This is a genomic window from Peribacillus sp. NPDC097284, assembly GCF_044761765.1.
Taxonomy (GTDB): domain Bacteria; phylum Bacillota; class Bacilli; order Bacillales; family DSM-1321; genus Peribacillus.
The window spans coordinates 554,797-574,047 of record NZ_JBIWCZ010000001.1 but is presented as its reverse complement, the minus strand read 5'-3'; the positions used below and the strand labels follow the sequence as shown (position 1 = coordinate 574,047).

General features: G+C 43.8%; 20 protein-coding genes. 13 read left to right on the top strand and 7 right to left on the bottom strand.

What is annotated here, in order from left to right:
• The first annotated feature begins 313 nt into the window (after window positions 1-313).
• From ACIQXU_RS02905 to ACIQXU_RS02890, 4 genes are all read left to right on the top strand, one after another.
• On the top strand, window positions 314-1,300 hold the full coding sequence (locus ACIQXU_RS02905) for a class I SAM-dependent methyltransferase (RefSeq protein ID WP_402874318.1): 987 nt from the start codon (window positions 314-316) through the stop codon (window positions 1,298-1,300).
• Window positions 1,301-1,462: 162 nt separating this feature from the next.
• A complete protein-coding gene (locus tag ACIQXU_RS02900; RefSeq protein ID WP_402874320.1) occupies window positions 1,463-2,677 on the top strand; it encodes an acetate kinase in 1,215 nt (404 codons plus the stop codon).
• Between the two features lie 183 nt (window positions 2,678-2,860).
• Entirely contained in the window at window positions 2,861-3,703 is an 843-nt protein-coding gene (locus tag ACIQXU_RS02895) for an EcsC family protein (protein ID WP_402986605.1), read from the top strand.
• A complete protein-coding gene (locus ACIQXU_RS02890; protein ID WP_402874324.1) occupies window positions 3,700-4,212 on the top strand; it encodes a MogA/MoaB family molybdenum cofactor biosynthesis protein in 513 nt (170 codons plus the stop codon). Before ACIQXU_RS02895 ends, ACIQXU_RS02890 begins: the two co-directional genes overlap by 4 nt.
• A 61-nt stretch (window positions 4,213-4,273) precedes the next feature.
• On the opposite strand, the gene ACIQXU_RS02885 is transcribed toward ACIQXU_RS02890, so the two are convergent.
• Window positions 4,274-4,588 (bottom strand): hypothetical protein, encoded by a 315-nt coding sequence (locus tag ACIQXU_RS02885; protein ID WP_402874326.1) that lies wholly within the window; start codon window positions 4,586-4,588, stop codon window positions 4,274-4,276.
• 214 nt (window positions 4,589-4,802) lie between these two features.
• On the opposite strand from ACIQXU_RS02885, the gene ACIQXU_RS02880 reads away from it, so the two are divergent.
• Together ACIQXU_RS02880 and argH are read left to right on the top strand one after the other, a co-directional pair.
• On the top strand, window positions 4,803-6,008 hold the full coding sequence (locus tag ACIQXU_RS02880; RefSeq protein ID WP_402874329.1) for an argininosuccinate synthase: 1,206 nt from the start codon (window positions 4,803-4,805) through the stop codon (window positions 6,006-6,008).
• Window positions 6,005-7,384: an argininosuccinate lyase gene (argH, locus tag ACIQXU_RS02875; RefSeq protein ID WP_402957731.1), complete on the top strand. Its 1,380-nt coding sequence runs from the start codon at window positions 6,005-6,007 to the stop codon at window positions 7,382-7,384. The genes ACIQXU_RS02880 and argH overlap by 4 nt, the downstream gene beginning before the upstream one ends.
• 54 nt (window positions 7,385-7,438) lie before the next feature.
• Here argH and ACIQXU_RS02870 read toward each other — a convergent pair whose 3' ends face one another.
• Together ACIQXU_RS02870 and ACIQXU_RS02865 are read right to left on the bottom strand one after the other, a co-directional pair.
• Complete coding sequence (locus ACIQXU_RS02870; RefSeq protein ID WP_402986602.1) at window positions 7,439-7,891, bottom strand: universal stress protein; 453 nt, start codon at window positions 7,889-7,891, stop codon at window positions 7,439-7,441.
• A gap of 83 nt (window positions 7,892-7,974) precedes the next feature.
• Complete coding sequence (locus ACIQXU_RS02865) at window positions 7,975-9,072, bottom strand: M24 family metallopeptidase (protein WP_402986600.1); 1,098 nt, start codon at window positions 9,070-9,072, stop codon at window positions 7,975-7,977.
• A 114-nt stretch (window positions 9,073-9,186) separates the two neighbouring features.
• On the opposite strand from ACIQXU_RS02865, the gene ACIQXU_RS02860 reads away from it, so the two are divergent.
• The 3 genes from ACIQXU_RS02860 (at window position 9,187) to ACIQXU_RS02850 (ending at window position 11,656) form a co-directional block, all read left to right on the top strand.
• Window positions 9,187-9,867: a metal-dependent hydrolase gene (locus ACIQXU_RS02860; RefSeq protein WP_402874340.1), complete on the top strand. Its 681-nt coding sequence runs from the start codon at window positions 9,187-9,189 to the stop codon at window positions 9,865-9,867.
• Between the two features lie 173 nt (window positions 9,868-10,040).
• Entirely contained in the window at window positions 10,041-10,268 is a 228-nt protein-coding gene (locus tag ACIQXU_RS02855; RefSeq protein WP_402874343.1) for a hypothetical protein, read from the top strand.
• A gap of 68 nt (window positions 10,269-10,336) precedes the next feature.
• Window positions 10,337-11,656, top strand: coding sequence for a DRTGG domain-containing protein (locus ACIQXU_RS02850; RefSeq protein ID WP_402874345.1), 1,320 nt, complete (start codon window positions 10,337-10,339; stop codon window positions 11,654-11,656).
• Between the two features lie 27 nt (window positions 11,657-11,683).
• Here the strand turns inward: ACIQXU_RS02850 and ACIQXU_RS02845 are convergent, their stop codons facing one another.
• Complete coding sequence (locus tag ACIQXU_RS02845; RefSeq protein ID WP_402874347.1) at window positions 11,684-11,986, bottom strand: YtpI family protein; 303 nt, start codon at window positions 11,984-11,986, stop codon at window positions 11,684-11,686.
• Between the two features lie 165 nt (window positions 11,987-12,151).
• Here ACIQXU_RS02845 and ACIQXU_RS02840 point away from each other — a divergent pair, with 165 nt between their 5' ends.
• Window positions 12,152-13,090, top strand: coding sequence for a DHH family phosphoesterase (locus tag ACIQXU_RS02840; RefSeq protein WP_402874350.1), 939 nt, complete (start codon window positions 12,152-12,154; stop codon window positions 13,088-13,090).
• Between the two features lie 19 nt (window positions 13,091-13,109).
• Here the strand turns inward: ACIQXU_RS02840 and ACIQXU_RS02835 are convergent, their stop codons facing one another.
• From ACIQXU_RS02835 to ACIQXU_RS02825, 3 genes are read right to left on the bottom strand one after another with little or no spacing between them, the layout of a single operon-like run.
• A complete protein-coding gene (locus tag ACIQXU_RS02835) occupies window positions 13,110-13,493 on the bottom strand; it encodes a VOC family protein (RefSeq protein ID WP_402986598.1) in 384 nt (127 codons plus the stop codon).
• A gap of 20 nt (window positions 13,494-13,513) precedes the next feature.
• A complete protein-coding gene (ytrI, locus tag ACIQXU_RS02830; RefSeq protein WP_402874357.1) occupies window positions 13,514-14,017 on the bottom strand; it encodes a sporulation membrane protein YtrI in 504 nt (167 codons plus the stop codon).
• On the bottom strand, window positions 14,014-14,292 hold the full coding sequence (locus ACIQXU_RS02825; RefSeq protein ID WP_402874635.1) for a YtrH family sporulation protein: 279 nt from the start codon (window positions 14,290-14,292) through the stop codon (window positions 14,014-14,016). The genes ytrI and ACIQXU_RS02825 overlap by 4 nt, the downstream gene beginning before the upstream one ends.
• On the opposite strand from ACIQXU_RS02825, the gene ACIQXU_RS02820 reads away from it, so the two are divergent.
• From ACIQXU_RS02820 to ystJ, 3 genes are all read left to right on the top strand, one after another.
• A complete protein-coding gene (locus ACIQXU_RS02820) occupies window positions 14,177-14,449 on the top strand; it encodes a hypothetical protein (protein ID WP_402874647.1) in 273 nt (90 codons plus the stop codon). The two genes, ACIQXU_RS02825 and ACIQXU_RS02820, sit on opposite strands and share 116 nt — an antisense overlap.
• A gap of 85 nt (window positions 14,450-14,534) precedes the next feature.
• Window positions 14,535-17,894 carry a DNA polymerase III subunit alpha gene (dnaE, locus tag ACIQXU_RS02815; RefSeq protein ID WP_402986596.1) on the top strand — a complete coding sequence of 1,120 codons (3,360 nt, stop codon included), beginning with the start codon at window positions 14,535-14,537 and terminating at the stop codon, window positions 17,892-17,894.
• A 110-nt stretch (window positions 17,895-18,004) separates the two neighbouring features.
• A complete protein-coding gene (gene ystJ, locus ACIQXU_RS02810; protein ID WP_402874363.1) occupies window positions 18,005-19,246 on the top strand; it encodes an NADP-dependent malic enzyme in 1,242 nt (413 codons plus the stop codon).
• The last annotated feature ends 5 nt before the right edge of the window (window positions 19,247-19,251 follow it).

Sequence of the window (19,251 nt, the reverse complement as noted above, 5' to 3'; positions counted from 1 at the left end):
CACTGAACCAGGCGCTGATGTGCCTGGTTTTTCTATTGGGTCGAACATCCTAAAAACAGGAAGATTTCCTTATGATGAATAAAGATAGAACCCCTCAAAACCAGACCTTTTCCTCATTCCCCAAAGAAACGCCTACCTGTGAGTTCACTGACGGACATTGCTTCAACCCAATGATAGGATAGCATGTACCGAATGGCTCCAATAAGGAAACATTCTGTCAAATAACTGATGAATGATAAACGGGGCTTACGACTTGTAAGTCTTACTCCTTACCTTTAAAATAAGGACAGAAGCAAACAGGAGGAATAAATAAGTGAAGTCTACCCCAGTTGAAGAACTATTTTATGAATTTGATGAAACAACCAAAATATTGCAAGATGAACTGTCGTGCACGTATCTCGATGCCTTAGGCGAGACCGGAGAGAATTTTTTCCAAGGGAAAGTGATGCAGGAAGAAATCAGTGAAGAATCAAAGAAAAGTTTGATGAAGCATTATGCTGAATTTTCATTGGAAAAGTATGAAAAGGAAGCCATCCGTAAAGCATACCAGCTGGCCATCCTTAAAGGCATGCAACAAAGCGTACAACCTAACCATCACATGACACCGGATGCCGTCGGGATTTTTGTCAGTTACTTAGTCGGCAAATTCACGAAGGATCAAAAAGAGATCGTCATGCTCGATCCAGCTGTTGGGACAGGAAACCTACTCTTTGCGATCATGAACCAGTTGACCGATAAAAACATGGCGTCATTTGGTGTGGAAATCGACGAAACCTTGATCAGGCTTGCATATGCCGGGGCTAATCTTCAAGAGCATCCCTTATCATTTTTCAATCAGGACAGCCTAGAGCCGCTTTTCATTGACCCAGCGGATGTGGTAGTCAGTGACTTGCCGATTGGGTATTACCCGAATGATGTCCGTGCAGCGGAATACGAACTGAAGGCAGAAAACGGCCATTCCTATGCACATCATCTATTCATAGAGCAAAGTGTCAAACATGTGAAAGATGGAGGATATCTATTCTTCATTGTCCCGAATAATTTATTTGTCTCGGAAGAAGCACCTAAACTCAATGACTATTTGAAAAAAAATACTCACATTCAAGGAATGGTGCAGCTTCCGCTTACCATGTTTAAAAACGAAGCGGCTGCCAAGAGCATTTTAATCCTTCAAAAGAAAAAGGATGGCGTCGAGGCTCCTAAGAAAGCCTTGTTGGTACAACTTCCGAAGCTATCTGACTTTGATGCGACTAGGTCGGTCATGAACCAGATGGACGATTGGTTTAAGGAAGAAAAATAAAAACAAAAGCTGATGCCAAAAGGCATCGGCTTTTGTTTTTAGAAGATAAAGAGTTTTTTAAATTATTAAATTTTTTATTGGTGGAATCCATTTGCCATGATAAGATATATACATTATATACTGCACGTTTGTAGACTAGCTTAGAGTAAAGGAGCAGGATGGATGTCTAAAATTATGGCTATAAACGCAGGCAGCTCTTCTTTGAAGTTTCAGCTTTTTGAGATGCCTAGTGAACATGTTATTACGAAAGGTCTTGTGGAAAGGATCGGTTTGAAAAACTCCACATTCACCTTGAGTGTTGAAGGCGAGAAGATTTCTGAAACGTTACACATCCCAAATCATGAAGTGGCTGTCGGGCTTTTACTAGAAAAACTGATTCACCACCAAATCATACACTCTTTCGAAGAAATAGATGGCATGGGCCATCGAGTTGTGCATGGTGGTGAAGTGTTTAGCGACTCCGTCTTAATCACAGAGGAAGTTATAGAAGAAATCGAGAAGCTTTCGGATTTAGCTCCCCTTCATAATCCTGCCAATATAACGGGCATCAAGGCGTTTAAGCAAATATTGGGTGAAGTGCCGGCGGTTGCTGTCTTTGATACGGCCTTCCATCAAACCATGGAACCCAGTTCGTATATGTATAGCTTGCCATTTGAGTACTATGAGAAATACGGTATCAGGAAATATGGATTCCATGGTACATCACATAAATATGTTTCCCAACGTGCAGCGGAAATGATAGGAAGACCGATAGAACAGTTACGGTTGATATCCTGTCATTTGGGAAATGGCGCTAGCATCACGGCCATCGAGGGAGGAAAGTCGATTGACACGTCGATGGGATTCACTCCATTGGCCGGCGTGACGATGGGTACACGTTCAGGGAATATCGATCCAGCTTTGATTCCTTACATCATGGAGAAAACGGGGACAACGGCAGATGAAGTACTGGATGTCTTGAATAAGAAAAGTGGGATCCTTGCACTGTCTGGCTTCTCCAGCGACTTACGCGATATCCAATTGGAAGCCGATAAAGGAAATGAGCGGGCTGAGCTTGCGCTAGAAGTATTTGCTGGCCGCATTCATAAATACATAGGTTCTTATACAGCAAAAATGGGCGGCGTGGATGGAATCATCTTTACGGCCGGCATTGGTGAAAATAGCCAGGACATCCGGGGGAGGATCTTGGATGGACTTGAATTCATGGGAGTTTATTGGGATGAAGACCTGAATCGTACCTCTGGTGAGGAAGCCTTCATCAATTCCCCATTTTCCCCGGTGAAAATCATGGTCATTCCTACGAATGAAGAAGTCATGATTGTCAGAGATACGATGAATATCACAATGAATGAAAGTTTAGAAGATATGCTTTCCTAGAAGAAAAAAGCCTCCATGCCCATCAAGGGAATGGAGGCTTTTTTACGTGCGGATTTGCCCGGAGTTCTGTTTAGATGTTGATTTTCGGTTAGGTTGTATGCTGCTTCATATTCTTGAAAAGCTGTGCCGTATGGTATACTTAAAGGGAGAATCCACCAATTCTTTATAAAGGAGGCTTGTTGCATGGAATTCACAAAGCGGGACATGAAAACTTGGAATGAAATTAGTGAATGGCAAGATAAACTGAACCAATATAATCCGACAGACCTGGCATCATTATATGATAAATGGCTAGAGCAAAGTTTTTCACGGTTGCCTGAAGATGTTCAACAACAATTTTTTGAAAAGCTTGATACTTGGTTATTTCACTTGCATGCGATGGTACAGAGCTCATCCATTCAAATAGACGCAAGAGACCGCATTTTGGCCTCGGCACGCGTATTCAATGATGAGATTGAGGAGATTAAGGATATACACCTTTTAACAATCGACCAGTTGAACTACATAGCCAACCAGCATATTGCGAAGCATCGTTTATATTCTTTTGTGCAGGGAGGAATAAGCGGACGTGGAGGGTTGCTCCTACTGGGAAGTGATATCCCGGCCATGACCGTCATTAATGTTCGAACCGTACAGCTGATAGCGATGTCTTATGGTTTTGAAGGGAATACACCCTTTGAAATGATGATGGCCTTAAAGGTATTCAATGCAGGGGCGATGCCTAAGCGGCTCCAAGGAGTGGCTTGGGTAGAATTGGTCCGGGAAATTCAGACTGCGGAAGATGAATATTGGTATATGGGAATAGAGGAGCTGACGAATCCAAAGTGGATGGAACAGCCATTAAAGCAATTATTAAAAGCTGTATCCATCACGGTTTTCAGGAAAAAACTATTGGGCGGCGTTCCGCTTATCAGTATGGCCATTGGCGCCGGGGCTAATTACCAAATGACGAAAGATGTCAGTGAATTCGCCCAGAAATTCTATCAGTATCGTTATTTACAGGGAAAGAAGGCCGATGAAGAATGAGTGTCAAGGAACATAAAAAGGCCACTACGGAGCCGATTCGATGCAAGGTGATCACGGTCAGTGATACGCGAAACGAAGAAACGGATAAAAGCGGATCCTTGATGATGGACCTCCTAAAATCACAGGGCCATGTAGTGACAGAATATGAAATCGTGAAGGACGAACGTGGTGCAATCCAAGAGGCGATTACGGCCGGCGGAAAAAGCAATCAAGTCGATGCCATCCTAACCAATGGCGGTACAGGCATCGCCAACAGGGATGTCACGATTGAAGCGGTAAAAGAATTGATGACTAAAGAGATACCCGGTTTTGGTGAGCTTTTCCGTATGTTGAGCTATCAAGAAGATATCGGATCGGCAGCCATCCTATCAAGGGCGATTGCTGGAGTGGCATTTAATAAAGCGATCTTTTCGACTCCTGGTTCATCTGGGGCGGTTCGCCTTGCGATGAATAAACTAATACTTCCGGAATTGGGCCATGTTGTCGGGGAAATTCGGAAGGATACATAAGGAAACGGACAAAAAAAGCCCCGGTTTTAAAAACCGGGGCTTTTTTTGCATGGAAATGGGCTTAATTATGCATCTTTTCACTTATCCCCTGATCGGTCCGGTACCAAAGCCAAAGATCATTTATCACGGAAGCCAGTTCGGAGATTTCCGTGTTGAGTTGGCATGACAAGACAAAATTACTTTCATCAGAGAGCTGTGTCTGTTTCCGATTGATAATGGCTTCCAGCTCCTGTATACGGTCCGGGATATGACCCCGGATAGTTTCCCAGTGTGCGAGTATGCGGTGCTGCTTTCCTTTAGAGTATTCATCCCATTCCATGGGGAGGTCGGGGATGGAGATTCCAAGCCGTTCATCATACGTAAAAAGTTCTTTCATAATGCCTCCTGTAATCACAGTTTTCATACTCTTAGATTACTATATTTTAACCGATGTATCCATTGTGTAAATTATTTGGAATATCGAAAAAATTTTACTGAAATCAGTAAAATACCCCTTGTATTCCTTGTATAAAAATGATAAAGTACTAAACATAGATTGAATAAAAATAACAACGAATGAATTTTTATTCACACGAAAGGGACGATAAAACATGGGAAATCAAAAAGTAGTTTTAGCTTATTCTGGAGGATTAGATACCTCTGTTGCAATTAAATGGTTACAAGATCAAGGATACGACGTAGTGGCATGCTGTTTGGATGTCGGTGAAGGAAAAGATTTAGACTTTATTAAAGAAAAAGCAATCACTGTCGGAGCGGTTAGTTCTTATGTAATTGATGCAAAAGACGAATTCGCCGATGAATTCGCATTGACGGCTCTTCAAGCCCATACACTATATGAAGGAAAATATCCTTTAGTATCAGCTCTATCGCGTCCACTTATCGCGAAGAAGCTAGTGGAAGTGGCTGAAGAAGAAAATGCAGTAGCCGTTGCGCACGGTTGTACGGGAAAAGGAAATGACCAAGTGCGTTTCGAAGTATCCATTTCGGCTTTAAACCCTAATTTACAAGTTCTTGCACCTGTACGTGACTGGAGATGGTCTCGTGAAGAGGAAATCGAATATGCTGCCAAGAATGGAATTCCTGTTCCGATTGGTTTAGCCAGCCCTTACTCAATCGACCAAAACCTATGGGGAAGAAGTAACGAATGTGGAATCCTTGAAGATCCATGGGCTGCTCCTCCGGAAGAGGCATATGATCTGACAACAAGCCTTGAAAACACACCGGATACTGCCGATATCATTGAAATCGGATTTGAACAAGGTGTACCGGTTACACTGAACGACAAGAACTACAAATTGGCTGATTTGATTGTTGAATTGAATCAAATTGCCGGTAAACACGGTGTCGGACGTATCGACCACGTGGAAAATAGATTAGTAGGTATCAAATCTCGTGAAGTATATGAAGCTCCAGGTGCCATGACATTGATCGCTGCACATAAAGAACTTGAAGATATTACTTTGGTAAAAGAACTTGCCCATTTCAAACCAGTGATTGAGAAGAAAATGACGGAATTGATCTATGAAGGACTTTGGTTCTCACCACTTCAAAAAGCGTTGGCTGCATTCTTGAAAGAGACACAAGTGAACGTTACGGGTACTGTCCGTGTGAAACTGTTCAAAGGCCATGCCATTGTCGAAGGAAGAAAATCAGAGTACTCTCTATACAATGAAAAACTAGCAACATATACAAAAGCGGACGAATTCGATCATGAGGCAGCAGTTGGTTTCATTAAATTATGGGGACTTCCAACGAAAGTGAACAGCATGGTCAACAACAAGAAGGTGACAGTGTGAGCAGCAAGCTTTGGGGAGGAAGATTCACGAAATCTGCCGAAGAATGGGTAGATGAGTTCGGGGCTTCCATATCCTTTGATCAGGAACTTGTCCTTGAAGATATTCAAGGCAGCTTGGCACATGTCACCATGCTGAAGACATGCCAGATCCTGCCTGAAGAGGACGCTGATCAGATTATTGTGGGACTGAAGGGTTTACAGGAAAAAGCGGAAAAAGGTGAATTGACTTTCAAGGTGGAGATGGAAGATATCCATCTTAACCTTGAAAGCATGCTCATTGAAGCGATTGGCCCGGTTGGAGGCAAATTGCATACGGGCAGAAGCCGTAACGACCAAGTAGCAACAGACCTTCATCTTTACATGCGCAACCAAACGAAAGTGATTCTGGAACTCATTAATGGACTCCAAGGAGCAATTTTGGAACAGGCTAAAAAGAATGTGGAAACACTCATTCCAGGGTATACGCATTTACAGCGTGCCCAGCCAATTTCATTCGCTCACCATTTAATGGCTTATTTCTGGATGCTGGAGCGCGATAAACAACGTTTCACTGAAAGCTTCAAGAGAATCAACATTTCTCCATTGGGTGCAGGAGCGCTTGCTGGGACGACTTTTCCGATTGACCGTGCGTTAAGTGCAGAGCTACTTGGCTTTGATGGCATATATGAAAATAGTCTGGATGCAGTGAGTGATCGTGATTTCGCCCTGGAATTCATGAGTAACAGCGCAACGATGATGATGCATTTATCTCGTTTCAGCGAAGAAATCATTCTTTGGTCAAGCCAGGAATTCCAATTCGTTGAACTGGATGATGCTTTCTCAACGGGAAGCAGCATCATGCCACAAAAGAAAAACCCTGATATGGCGGAGCTGATCCGCGGTAAAACAGGACGGGTTTACGGGAATCTAACAGGGTTACTGACTGTATTAAAAGGACTGCCACTTGCTTATAACAAAGATATGCAAGAAGATAAAGAAGGCGTTTTTGATACGGTTAAAACGATTGTTGGTTCACTTAAAATCTTCGCAGGCATGATTTCAACGATGAAAGTGAAAAAAGACGTGATGGAAAAAGCAACGAAAAATGACTTTTCCAATGCAACCGAATTGGCCGATTATCTGGCTTCGAAAGGCATGCCTTTCCGTAAAGCCCATGAAGTCGTCGGCAAACTTGTTTTATTCTGTGTACAAAACGGCTGCTATTTAGTTGATCTTAGCATGGAACAATTCAAGGAGGCATCCGAGTTGTTTGAAGAGGATATTTACGACGCATTAAATCCATACGAAGCAGTTAAACGCCGTAATAGTGCAGGTGGTACTGGGTTTGCCCAAGTGCAGCTTGCGATTGAAAAAGCGGAGAAACTCATAAGTGAATAACAAATGAAAAGATCGTACACCGATTTGGTGTACGATCTTTTTTAAGAAAAATTTTTAGTTTTTATCAGTACGGACAATGATGACATCACAATTTGAGTGGCGAACAATACCTTCTGATACGCTTCCAATCAAGAAACGTTCAACGGCATTAAGTCCAGTCGCACCACAAACGATTAAATCAATCGTATGTTTTTTCGCTAAGTCTCTTGGTATTTTGACTTTAGGAGAACCATACTCCACTTCCGTAATTACGTTAGTGATGCCAGAGGCAACCGCTTCTGTTTTATACTTTTCCAATAAGTCATTGGCAAAGGTTTCAGAACGATCGCGGATAGTCATATCGTAAGCTTCGATAGTCGGGAAATTCCTGGTGTCGACGATATGAGCCAGAACTAGTGTCGCGTTACTTAGTTTTGCAAGGTATATCGCTTTTTTTAAGGCCCATTCTGCTTCTTCAGAACCGTCCACCGCTACAAGGATATTTTTATAATCTATCGTACCCATCATGAATCTCCTCCTTCTACTTCACTCCCATTATACTATAATTTTCCTTATTCAATTGTAACAAATTTACGAATTTTTGGTGAAGTCTATCTTAATATTTGGAGGCTTTTCGGATATTTGGTCAAGACTTCACAACCTGTTTCGGTTATATACAGATCATCCTCTATCCTCACGCCTGCCACCTCCGGAACATAGATACCTGGTTCGATTGTATAAACCATGCCCTTTTGCAACTTAAGTGAATTCGTTTCCTTTAACGATGGATATTCATGGACGCTAATGCCAAGTCCGTGCCCAAGACGGTGTGGGAAATAGTCGCCGTAGCCTTTGTTCTGGATGATGCTTCTGGCAGTCCGGTCGATCTCGGAACAAGCAACACCGGGTTTGCTTGCTGCAATGGCAGCTTCCTGCGCGTTTCGAACCGTTTCATAGATCTCGGCTTGCTTGTCATTGATGTCCCCGAACGCGACGGTCCTGGTGATGTCTGAGCAATACCCTTCATATACGACACCTAGATCAAAAAGAACGAGGTCACCACGCTGAACTTTCGATGCCCCTGGCGTTCCATGAGGCGAAGCTCCATTCTTTCCAGTCAGGACCATTGTAGAGAATGACATGTGGCTAACGCCGACCTTCTTCATTTCGAATTCAATTGCAGCCAGGATTTCCATTTCGGTTTTCCCTTCACGGATTTCGCTGACTCCGACTTCGATAGCCACGTCGGCAAGTCGGCAGGCTTCACGAATCTTGACCATTTCATCTTCGGATTTGATCATTCGCATCTTTTGTAGCTTCTCCTCGGCTGAAACGAGTACCGGCGCATCAAAATGATGCTGTATGTTTTCATAGCGTTCCACATTCATATGTTGTTTTTCAATCGCGATTTTCTTCAAGGATAATCCACGTTGACTAACCGCTTTCTGGATTTTCAACCATGGATCTTCGATATCGGTGTAGCCAATGATCTCGCCTTGCCATCCAGCATTCTTGGCATCAGGCACTTCCATTTGCGGACAAACCAAAAATGGCTCTGCATTCGTGAAAATGGCTAGTGCCAGCAGTCTTTCATTCGGGTCACTAAAGAATCCACTGCAATAAAAGACGTTTTCGGTAGAAGTTAGAATGGCTGCGTCCAACTCATTGGTTTGCAACCAGTTTTGTATTTCATTCAAATGTTTATTCATGACGATTCCTCCATAGATAGGATATAATTACCTTAGCAATAACTATTTAAATAGTAAATGGTAAAGCTTTTGAAAAAATTCAAAAAAGTGTGTATCGGAAAGGAGCATCATTTAATGAAAGTATCTTTTCATGGACATGCCATCGTGAAAGTGGAGACCAATGGCAAGACGATTCTTTTTGACCCATTCATCACTGGAAATGAACTAACGGATCTAAAGGTGGCGGACGTAAAGCCGGATGTAATCATCTTAACACATGGTCATAATGATCACATTGGTGACACGGTGGAATTAGCGAAAAAGCACGATGCCCTTGTCATCGGAATTGCTGAAATAGCCGTTTATTTAGGAAATCAAGGCGTCAGGACACATGGCATGAGCATTGGTGGTGCTTATGAATTTGATTTTGGCACTGTGAAATTGACCCCTGCATTTCATGGAACCGGATTCAATACGGCAGATGGTCAGATCATCTATCTAGGGATGCCTGCCGGCGTATTGTTGACTGTAGAAGGAAAAACGATCTATCATGCTGGTGACACGGCCGTTTATTCCGACATGAAACTGATTGGGGAAAGACATCCGATTGATCTGGCATTTCTGCCTATCGGCGATAACTTCACAATGGGGCCGGAAGATGCAGCGCTTGCCGCAAAATTCCTCCAGGCGAAGCAGGTCGTGCCGATCCACTACAACACGTTCCCGGTCATCAAACAGGATCCTAACAAATTCATCGATATACTAGAAGCAAAAAATGGACTGGTTATGGAACCCGGAGATGCAATCGATTTATAATGACACAACAACAGGGGCCTGATTCGGAGGCTCCTTTTTATATAGGAAATGAATGATCAAGAAGCATGGATGTAGTATGTCTCGACGACAAGCTTAAAAATCCCCTGTAGGCTCCATTCTTTTTATTCATCCTCTTGCATAAAATTAAGGGATGGAATGAAGGAGGGGGTTGGATGAAGCAAAGGTTATTGCTCTGTTTGCTTTTATGCGGTGTGATGCTGTATTATGCAGTGCCGCGCCTATCGTTGGAAAGCGGGGGCCCAGAGAGTTTGTTTGGGGGAACTTGGCTTTTGTTCGCGCTGTTAGCCGTGGCGGGGAATTTGACAGGCATTCTGTATTCACCTGCAAAACGGAAAGTGAAACGGCAGCATCAAAAGAAAAGGTTGCGTGAATATCAGTAGTTGTTTGATAATCTAGGCTCTTTGACCTTATAATGGGATATAGGAATACCGTGAAAAGGGTGAAGCGCTTGGCTACAAAGCATGAACAAATATTAAAACATATCGATGGACTTCCGGTTGGTGAAAAGATTTCCGTCCGCCAGATTGCCAAAGTCCTGAATGTAAGTGAGGGCACGGCATACCGTGCGATTAAAGAGGCGGAGAATCAAGGCTATGTAAGTTCCATTGAGCGGGTCGGCACGATCCGTATTGAGAAAAAGAAAAAAGAGAATATTGAGAAGCTAACGTTTGCCGAGGTAGTCAATATAGTTGATGGACAAGTCTTAGGTGGAAAAACGGGTCTTCATAAAACGTTAAATAAATTCGTTATCGGTGCGATGAAGCTTGAAGCGATGATGCGATATACGGGTGCAGGAAACCTGTTGATTGTAGGGAATCGTACCCAGGCGCATGAGCACGCATTAAAAGCGGGTGCAGCGGTGCTGATTACCGGTGGGTTCGATGCCGAAGAATCCGTTAAGATATTGGCCGATGAATTGGAGATGCCGGTCATTTCAACGAGTTACGATACCTTTACTGTTGCGACCATGATCAATCGGGCCATTTATGACCAATTGATCAAAAAGGAAATCCTATTGGTAGAGGATATTTTGACGCCCGTTCAGGAAACGACCTTCTTAACCGTGGGTGATCGGGTTCAAAATTGGCATGAATTGAATCAGGAGTCGGGTCATAGCCGTTTCCCTGTCGTTGATGAAAACATGAAGGTTCAGGGTATGGTCACCTCAAAAGATGTCATGGGCCAAGAAGAAACGACGCTCATTGATAAGGTGATGACGAAGAATCCGATGACCGTAGGCGATAAAATGAGTGTTGCCTCATCTGCCCATATGATGGTGTGGGAAGGGATCGAGTTGATTCCAGTCGTTAGTGACAGTCACATCCTGAAAGGGATCGTGAGCAGGCAGGATGTACTGAAGGCGTTACAGATGAGCCAAAGACAGCCACAGGTCGGTGAAACGATTGACGATACGATCACGAGCCAGCTGGTGATGACGTCAAACCAAGGCAAGGGACAAGAAGTGTATAGCTATGGTGTTACACCGCAAATGACCAATTATCTTGGTACGATTTCAAGTGGGGTGTTCACGACACTGGTTACGGATTCAGCCAATCGTGCACTCAGAGGCTATAAACGCGGCGATTTAGTCGTTGAAAATATGACGATTTACTTCATCAAGCCTGTTCAGATCGACAGTACGCTTGAAATTCATCCTCGTGTCCTGGATGTGGGGCGTAAGTTTGGGAAAGTGGATGTCGAGGTATTTAACCAAGGCAAGCTTGTAGGGAAAGCCATGCTGACATGTCAGTTGCTTGATCGTTCTTAACTAGCGAAAGAGGATAATCGAATTCGATTATCCTCTTTGATTTGTGGCTTCTTCAATGGCATGTGGGAGGTAGAACTTATACATTTTATAACCGCCCCAAACGCTGAATAGTCCGACAACAATGAATACGGCAGCAATGATGTATGTAACGGTCGTTTGGAAAAGGAAAAGCTGATTGACTCCAAATAAGGCTACAAAGGCACCGAGGGCAATGGACGATTTTCCTGAAATCCACTTTTTCTCCATCGGCATTTTCGTGCGTACCATTTTAATTTTGTAAAATACATAAATCCCTAGTGACAGAACGATCAAGGTGACAAGGATAGGCATCGTTTATAATTCCCCCAATTTAACATATGTACCTTATTATTGTAGCGGTAATCTCTAGTGATTGCCACCTAAAACAAGATGAGCCTTCCTATTTCGCCAATTTTTTGATTAAATAAAATATATCGTCTTAATTTGTACAATAACATATATAAAAAGGAGATTTATATGAAGGCTGAAATTTTAGCAGATATAAAGCGTTATGATACGATTATCATTCATCGCCATGTCCGGCCTGACCCGGATGCTTATGGTTCGCAAGGGGGATTGGCTGAAATTCTGAAGGCGTCATTTCCTGAGAAGCGCATTTTCACGGTCGGGAAAGAAGAGCCTTCGTTACATTATTTAAGGAGGCTTGATGTGATTTCGGATGAAATGTACCAAGGGGCTTTGGTCATCGTTTGTGACACCGCCAATACCGACCGAATCTGCGACAGCCGTTATCCGACAGGGGATAAGCTGATCAAGATTGATCACCATCCAAACGAAGATCCCTATGGAGACATGCGTTGGGTCGATACGTCCGCTAGCTCGACGAGTGAAATGATTTATGAATTTTATCTATTTGGTAAAGATCAAGGATTGAAGATGAGCGATGAGGCAGCCCGTCTACTTTATGCAGGTATCGTTGGTGATACGGGACGTTTTCTTTTTCAAAGCACGACCGAGAAAACATTCGCCTATGCAAGTGAGTTGATTCATTATTCATTCTCCCGTCCACAGTTATATCAAGAGATGTATGATGTCGATGAAAGCATTACCCGCCTGAATGGGTATGTGCTGCAAAACTTCGAGATTCTACCAAACGGAACAGGGAAGATGATTATCACGAAGGATATCCTGGAAAAATTTCATGCGACACCTTCAGAAGCCTCCCAGCTTGTCTCCTCGCTGGGTTCGATTAAAAACGTGAAATCTTGGGTCTTTTTCATTGAAGAAGAAAAGGAGATCCGGGTTCGTTTCCGTTCTAAAGGTCCAATCATCAACATGATCGCCAGGAAATACAATGGTGGCGGACACCCATTTGCAGCAGGGGCCTCTATTTATTCTTGGGATGCAGTGGATGATATTTTGGCTGATCTAGAAGAGGTAAACAAAGCCGAATAAGAAAAGCAGAAAGACCAAATCATCTTGAATTTGGTCTTTTGCCATGTAGATATTCACGATGTTGGGAAATTTTTAGCTGGTTGCCATCGGGATCTTTGAAATTGAACCATCGGTCATGTTCGATTCCTGTTGTACATTCTACTTTCCCTTTCATATATTCATACGCTTCGATGACGTTCGTCGTGTTGAAGTGAAAGGGAGGGACTTTGAAAATGCGATCTTCGGAAAATATCTTACTGTCCAAAACAGTGCCCGTTCCGATCATAGGCAAGGCATACAGGTGCCCGAATAAAATATCTCCGGTCACCGGGATGCCCAACAGGTCAGAATACCAATCGCGGGCCACTTCAATATTACGAACCGGGATAAAGACCGTACCGATTTGGTTTAAGATTGGGTTCATCGTTCACCTCTCCAATAGCATCATTTCGCCCTCTTGATTGTGAGTTCAATATTCATTTTTGTATAAAACATAATTTCATTGACTTCCAGTTCGTATCGTTTCTTATTAATCTCGATGATTTTGTTTTCAATCGACTTCTTAAGCAACACTTTTCCGTTATATACACTAACGACATCTTTAGCGAGAAGGGAAGAGAGGTCATCTTCTATGACATCCTCGGCATCGGCGATACTCAGCTTATCGAGGCTGTAAAATTGCCCGTTGGTGATTTTCACCTCGACTTCTTGAATCGTTAAAATCTCTTCGTTTTGCTGATTTAATTTTTTGTAATCCTGCTCCCAAATCGCGATTTTTTCGGTCAAATCCTTCATCTCTTCTCTTTGCTCATGAATGATCCGGATCTGCGTTTCCTGCTGCACTCCGTACATGTAAAAGAAAATCACCCAGCTGAGCAGTCCGCCTAATGCTGCACCGGCAAAAAAACGCTGCCAGGTGGGAAGCCGATGATAAGGGGGGATCCTCATGGTGAAATATGCTCCTGTGTGAACCAATTGATGATTAACGCTCCTGTCTGTGCACCCCCGAGGGCGGAGAGGATCAATAGCACCTGCTTCACGATATCCTTTGTTTGTCCGTGGAAAATGCCACGTTCAAAATTATAGACCATATCGAAGGTCCCTCCGATGGCAGCGACGATCGCCCAAATCCTTAGGCTGTCCGATAAGCGGAAAACGGTCGTCATCGGGGCTTGTCCCGTGAAAAAAGCCGCCAGTCCGCCAATGATCGACCCGCCAAGCAAAACGCCGAGCGCGATGAAAAAACTGTTGATAAATGCCGGAACAAAGGCTTCGTTCATGTATCATCATCCTTTTTGGCTTGATATTCTTCTACTCTATTTATATGGGAAGCGCGGAGGTAATATGATAGCCTGTGAAAATCAAAGTGGACGAACCTGATTGGCAATGAGAACATATTTTCTTTTTTTGAAATAAACACTATAATAAAAAGAAACATGCCCTTTCAAAGGTGGGAGAAAAAAACGTGTATACACATCTCCATATTCAGAGCGGATACAGCCTGCTGAGCAGTACGGTGAAAATTCGTGAACTTGTGGCTAAAGCGAAAGCGGATGGCTGTACGAGTCTAGCATTAACCGACCGAAATGTTATGTATGGATCGGTTTATTTTTATAAGGAATGCAAAAAACAGGGGATAAAACCGATTATCGGGATTCTCGCGGATGTTCTAGATGAACAAGATGCCGCACATCCTCTTCTTTTACTAGCAAGAAATCTTCAAGGCTACCAAAACCTGCTGAAAATAAGCAGTGCTATCAAAACGAAATCTCCGTCGGGCATTCCATTTAATTGGCTTAAAGCCTATTCTACGGGATTGATTGCGCTTTCCCCGGGTGCGGAAGGGCAAATCGAAAGGTTATTGGAAGAAGAAAGGCCCGAGGAGGCGAGGAAAGCTGCCGAGCAATTTTTGAAAGTGTTCGGACATGATAACTTTTATTTATCCCTTCAACGGCTGGATATTGCCAAGGAGGAGCAGCAAATACAAGCAATCTGTCAATTGGCCAAAGAGCTGAAAATCGAGCTTGTAGCGACGAACCCGGTCTATTACTTGAACCAAAGTGATGCACTGGCACATGAAGCGCTACTGGCCATCGGTAATGGCGACAAGCTGGCGGACGAAACGAGGGTGGTGCTTCCATCCACACAGTTTTATATGAAAAGCCGTGCTGAAATGGCTGAACGGTTCAGTGACTTGCCGGATGCCCTTCAAAATACGCTACATATAGCCGCGCAATGCAATCTTACTATTCCTTTTCATCGTTCCCTGCTACCCAAATACCCTACAGCAACTGGAGTTACGGCTGAAGAAATGCTCGAAACCCTCTGCTTCCAGGGCTTGAAGAAACGAATACCTGAACCATCTATCCAATATGAAGAGCGTCTGCGCTTTGAATTGGCTGTCATTAAGCAAATGAAATTCAGCGATTATTTCTTAATCGTTTGGGATTTCATGAAATTTGCAAGGGACCACCAGATTTTGACGGGGCCGGGACGGGGGTCTGCAGCAGGATCGATGGTCGCCTACGTTCTGTCGATTACGGATGTCGATCCAATCGAACATTCTCTGCTGTTCGAGCGATTTCTAAATCCTGAGCGGGTAACGATGCCCGATATCGATATTGACTTCCCGGATAACCGCCGCGAGGAAGTGATTGCTTATGTCGCGAAGAAATACGGGGAATTGCATGTTGCCCAAATCATCACATTTGGTACTTTAGCCGCAAAGGCGGCGTTGCGTGATACCGGACGCGTCTTCGGTTTGAATACAAAAGAGCAGGAAATGGTATCGAAAATGATCCCGGGACGCCTTGGGATTACCTTGCCTGAAGCGTTAAAAGAATCCAAACGATTACAGGACTTCATAAAGGAAAGTGAGCGGAACCAGAAGCTTTTTGAAACGGCACTTCTGCTTGAGGGGCTTCCACGCCATACCTCCACACATGCGGCTGGTGTCGTCATAAGCGATCAGGCGCTCACTGAGCATATCCCGATTCAGGAAGGGCATGATGGCATCCACCTGACTCAATATCCAATGGACCTCCTCGAGGAACTCGGCCTTCTGAAAATGGATTTTCTAGGTCTGCGCAATTTAACGCTCCTGGATAATATTTTGAAAAACATCCAAAAGGGGATGGGGAAAAAACTGAATTTGTCCCATATACCCATGGATGATCCGCAGACCCTGTCCATGCTGGGACGGGGTGAAACGACGGGCGTGTTCCAGTTCGAATCGGATGGGATACGGAAGGTGTTAATGAACCTGAAGCCAAACCGGTTTGAAGATATCGTCGCGGTCAATGCCTTATATCGTCCAGGTCCCATGGAAAACATTCCACTTTTCATCGAGCGCAAACACGGGCTGGTCCCAATAGAATATCACCATCCGGATTTGAAGGAGATTCTCGATCCTACATACGGCGTCATCGTATATCAGGAACAGATCATGCAGATTGCATCACGACTTGCCGGTTTCTCCCTGGGAGAGGCCGATTTATTAAGGCGTGCCGTCTCGAAGAAGAAAAAGGAAGTATTGGACCAGGAGAGGGAGCATTTCGTGAATGGTGCCTTGAAGCAAGGGTATTCCGAGAAAACAGCGGACGATATCTATACCCTGATTGTCCGGTTTGCCAATTATGGATTCAACAGGAGCCATGCTGTAGCATACAGTGTCATTGCCTATCAGCTTGCCTATTTAAAAACTCATTTTCCTGAGTATTTCATGGCTGCCCTCATGACCTCTGCCGTCGGAAATGATGATAAGATTGCCCAGTATGTCCGTGAAGCCAAGAAGAAAGGCATTTCCGTGCTGCCTCCTTCCATTAATGAAAGCGGCTATCCTTTTTTACCGGAGAAAGAAGGGATTCGATTCAGTCTTGGTGCCATAAAAGGAATCGGTGGGACGGTCCTGAAGGAAATCTTTGCGGCTAGACGCCAAAAGAAATTCGGGGACCTATTCGATTTCTGTTTGCGGGTGTCGGGAAAAATCGTCAATCGAAAGGTATTGGAAGCATTGGTGCATTCAGGTGCCTTTGATGAATTTGGCGAAGACCGTGCCACCTTGCTTGCTAGCCTGGATGTCGCAATCAGCCATACCGAATTGGTCAATCCGGATGATGATTTATTCGATATGTTTTCGGATGGCGAATTCTCGCTAAAGCCTAAATACAATCATGTCGATCCCATTCCGGTGGAGGACAAGTTATCCTTTGAAAAGAGTGTACTTGGCCTATACCTTTCCAATCATCCCGTGACGAGCTATAAAGGAATTTTCGGCCACTTCGGTTGCTTGACCATCGATGAAGCATTAAGTAAGAAAGAGGCAAAAATCCTGCTTGGCGTGTACATCACGGCGGTTAAGACCATTCGTACGAAAAAGGGGGATGTCATGGCATTCTTGACTGTCAGTGATGAAGAAGGCGATCTTGAAGCCGTCGTATTCCCCAATGTGTATAAAAACTACTCTGCCATCTTGAATCACGGACAGTTGGCCATGCTTCAAGGTACATTGGAGGAGCGGAGCGGAAAAACGCAGCTCATCATCCAATATGTCTATCCGTTGGACCAAGTGAAAGATATGGCCCAGCAAAAAAACGGAACGCTTTTCTTGAAGATTGAAGCGGAAAAGCAAACAAAAGACACTCTTCAAAAAATAAAAAAAATATTAATCCAGCATACTGGCGAAACGAAGGTCATGCTATTTTATGAGCGGGAAAACCGCTATGTACAGCTATCCTATTGGGATTGGGTCAACCCGAGCGATAAGTTAATCGATCTTTTAAATGGATTGTTAGGAAAAGGAAATGTCGTTTATAAGAGAGAATAACTATTTTACAACTTTATCAGGTATGTTATATTGAATGCAGGCCCATGTGGTCTGACCACTAGATTTCAGCATAATTTCCGGGTTGCCCAATTCGTTCTAGGAGTGAGAATATGACATTAAGAGAAGAAGCATTACATATGCATCGCTTGAATCAAGGGAAATTAGAAACCGTTTCGAAAGTACCAGTTAGGAATGCAGTGGATTTAAGCTTGGCTTATTCTCCTGGTGTCGCCGAACCATGTAAGGAAATTTACGAAAAACCTGAAACCGTTTATGACTATACAATGAAAGGGAATACGGTAGCCGTTATTTCTGATGGAACGGCAGTGTTGGGCCTAGGCAATATCGGTCCTGAAGCCGCCTTGCCTGTCATGGAAGGCAAAGCTGTCTTGTTCAAGAGTTTTGCGGGAGTGGATTCATTTCCAATCTGTTTAAAAACGACGGATGTGGATAAGATTGTAGAGACCGTCAAATTGCTCGAACCGACATTCGGCGGAGTGAACCTAGAAGATATTGCAGCACCGAATTGTTTTGAAATCGAAGAACGATTAAAAAAAGAAATGAATATCCCTGTATTTCATGATGATCAGCACGGTACAGCAATTGTAACCGTGGCCGGTCTTGTAAATGCTTTGCGTCTTGTAGGAAAATCGATAACGGAAATTAAAGTCGTGGCCAGTGGTGCCGGAGCGGCAGGCATTGCCATCATAAAGTTGCTTTATAGCTATGGAGTGCGTGACATTATCATGTGTGACACGAAAGGTGCCATCTATGAAGGGCGTACGTTAGGTATGAATGATATAAAAGAACAAGTAGCGAAAGTAACCAACCGGGATAAGGTTCAAGGAAACCTTGCGACTGTTATCAAGGGAGCGGACGTATTCATCGGTGTGTCTGCGGCGGGAGCTTTGAATAAGGATATGATTTCTTCCATGAACGAAGATCCAATCATTTTCGCCATGGCTAATCCCAATCCTGAAATCATGCCGGAGGAAGCGAAAGCTGCGGGTGCCAAAGTGGTGGGGACAGGTCGCTCTGACTTCCCAAACCAGGTCAATAATGTACTGGCTTTCCCTGGAATCTTTCGAGGCGCTTTAGATGTACGTGCCACACATATCAATGAAAAAATGAAGGTGGCGGCTGTACAGGCGATTGCCGGTTTAATAGAAGAGCATGAACTTCATGAAGACTATGTTATTCCCGCCCCTTTTGATGCTAGAGTTGCACCTGCAGTCGCTGCAGCTGTGGCAAAGGCAGCTATGGAAACCGGGGTTGCAAGAATTCACGCGGATCCAGAACAAATTAAAGAAAAAACAAGAAAACTAGCAAACATTGGACAAAGTGAGGAATAACTAAT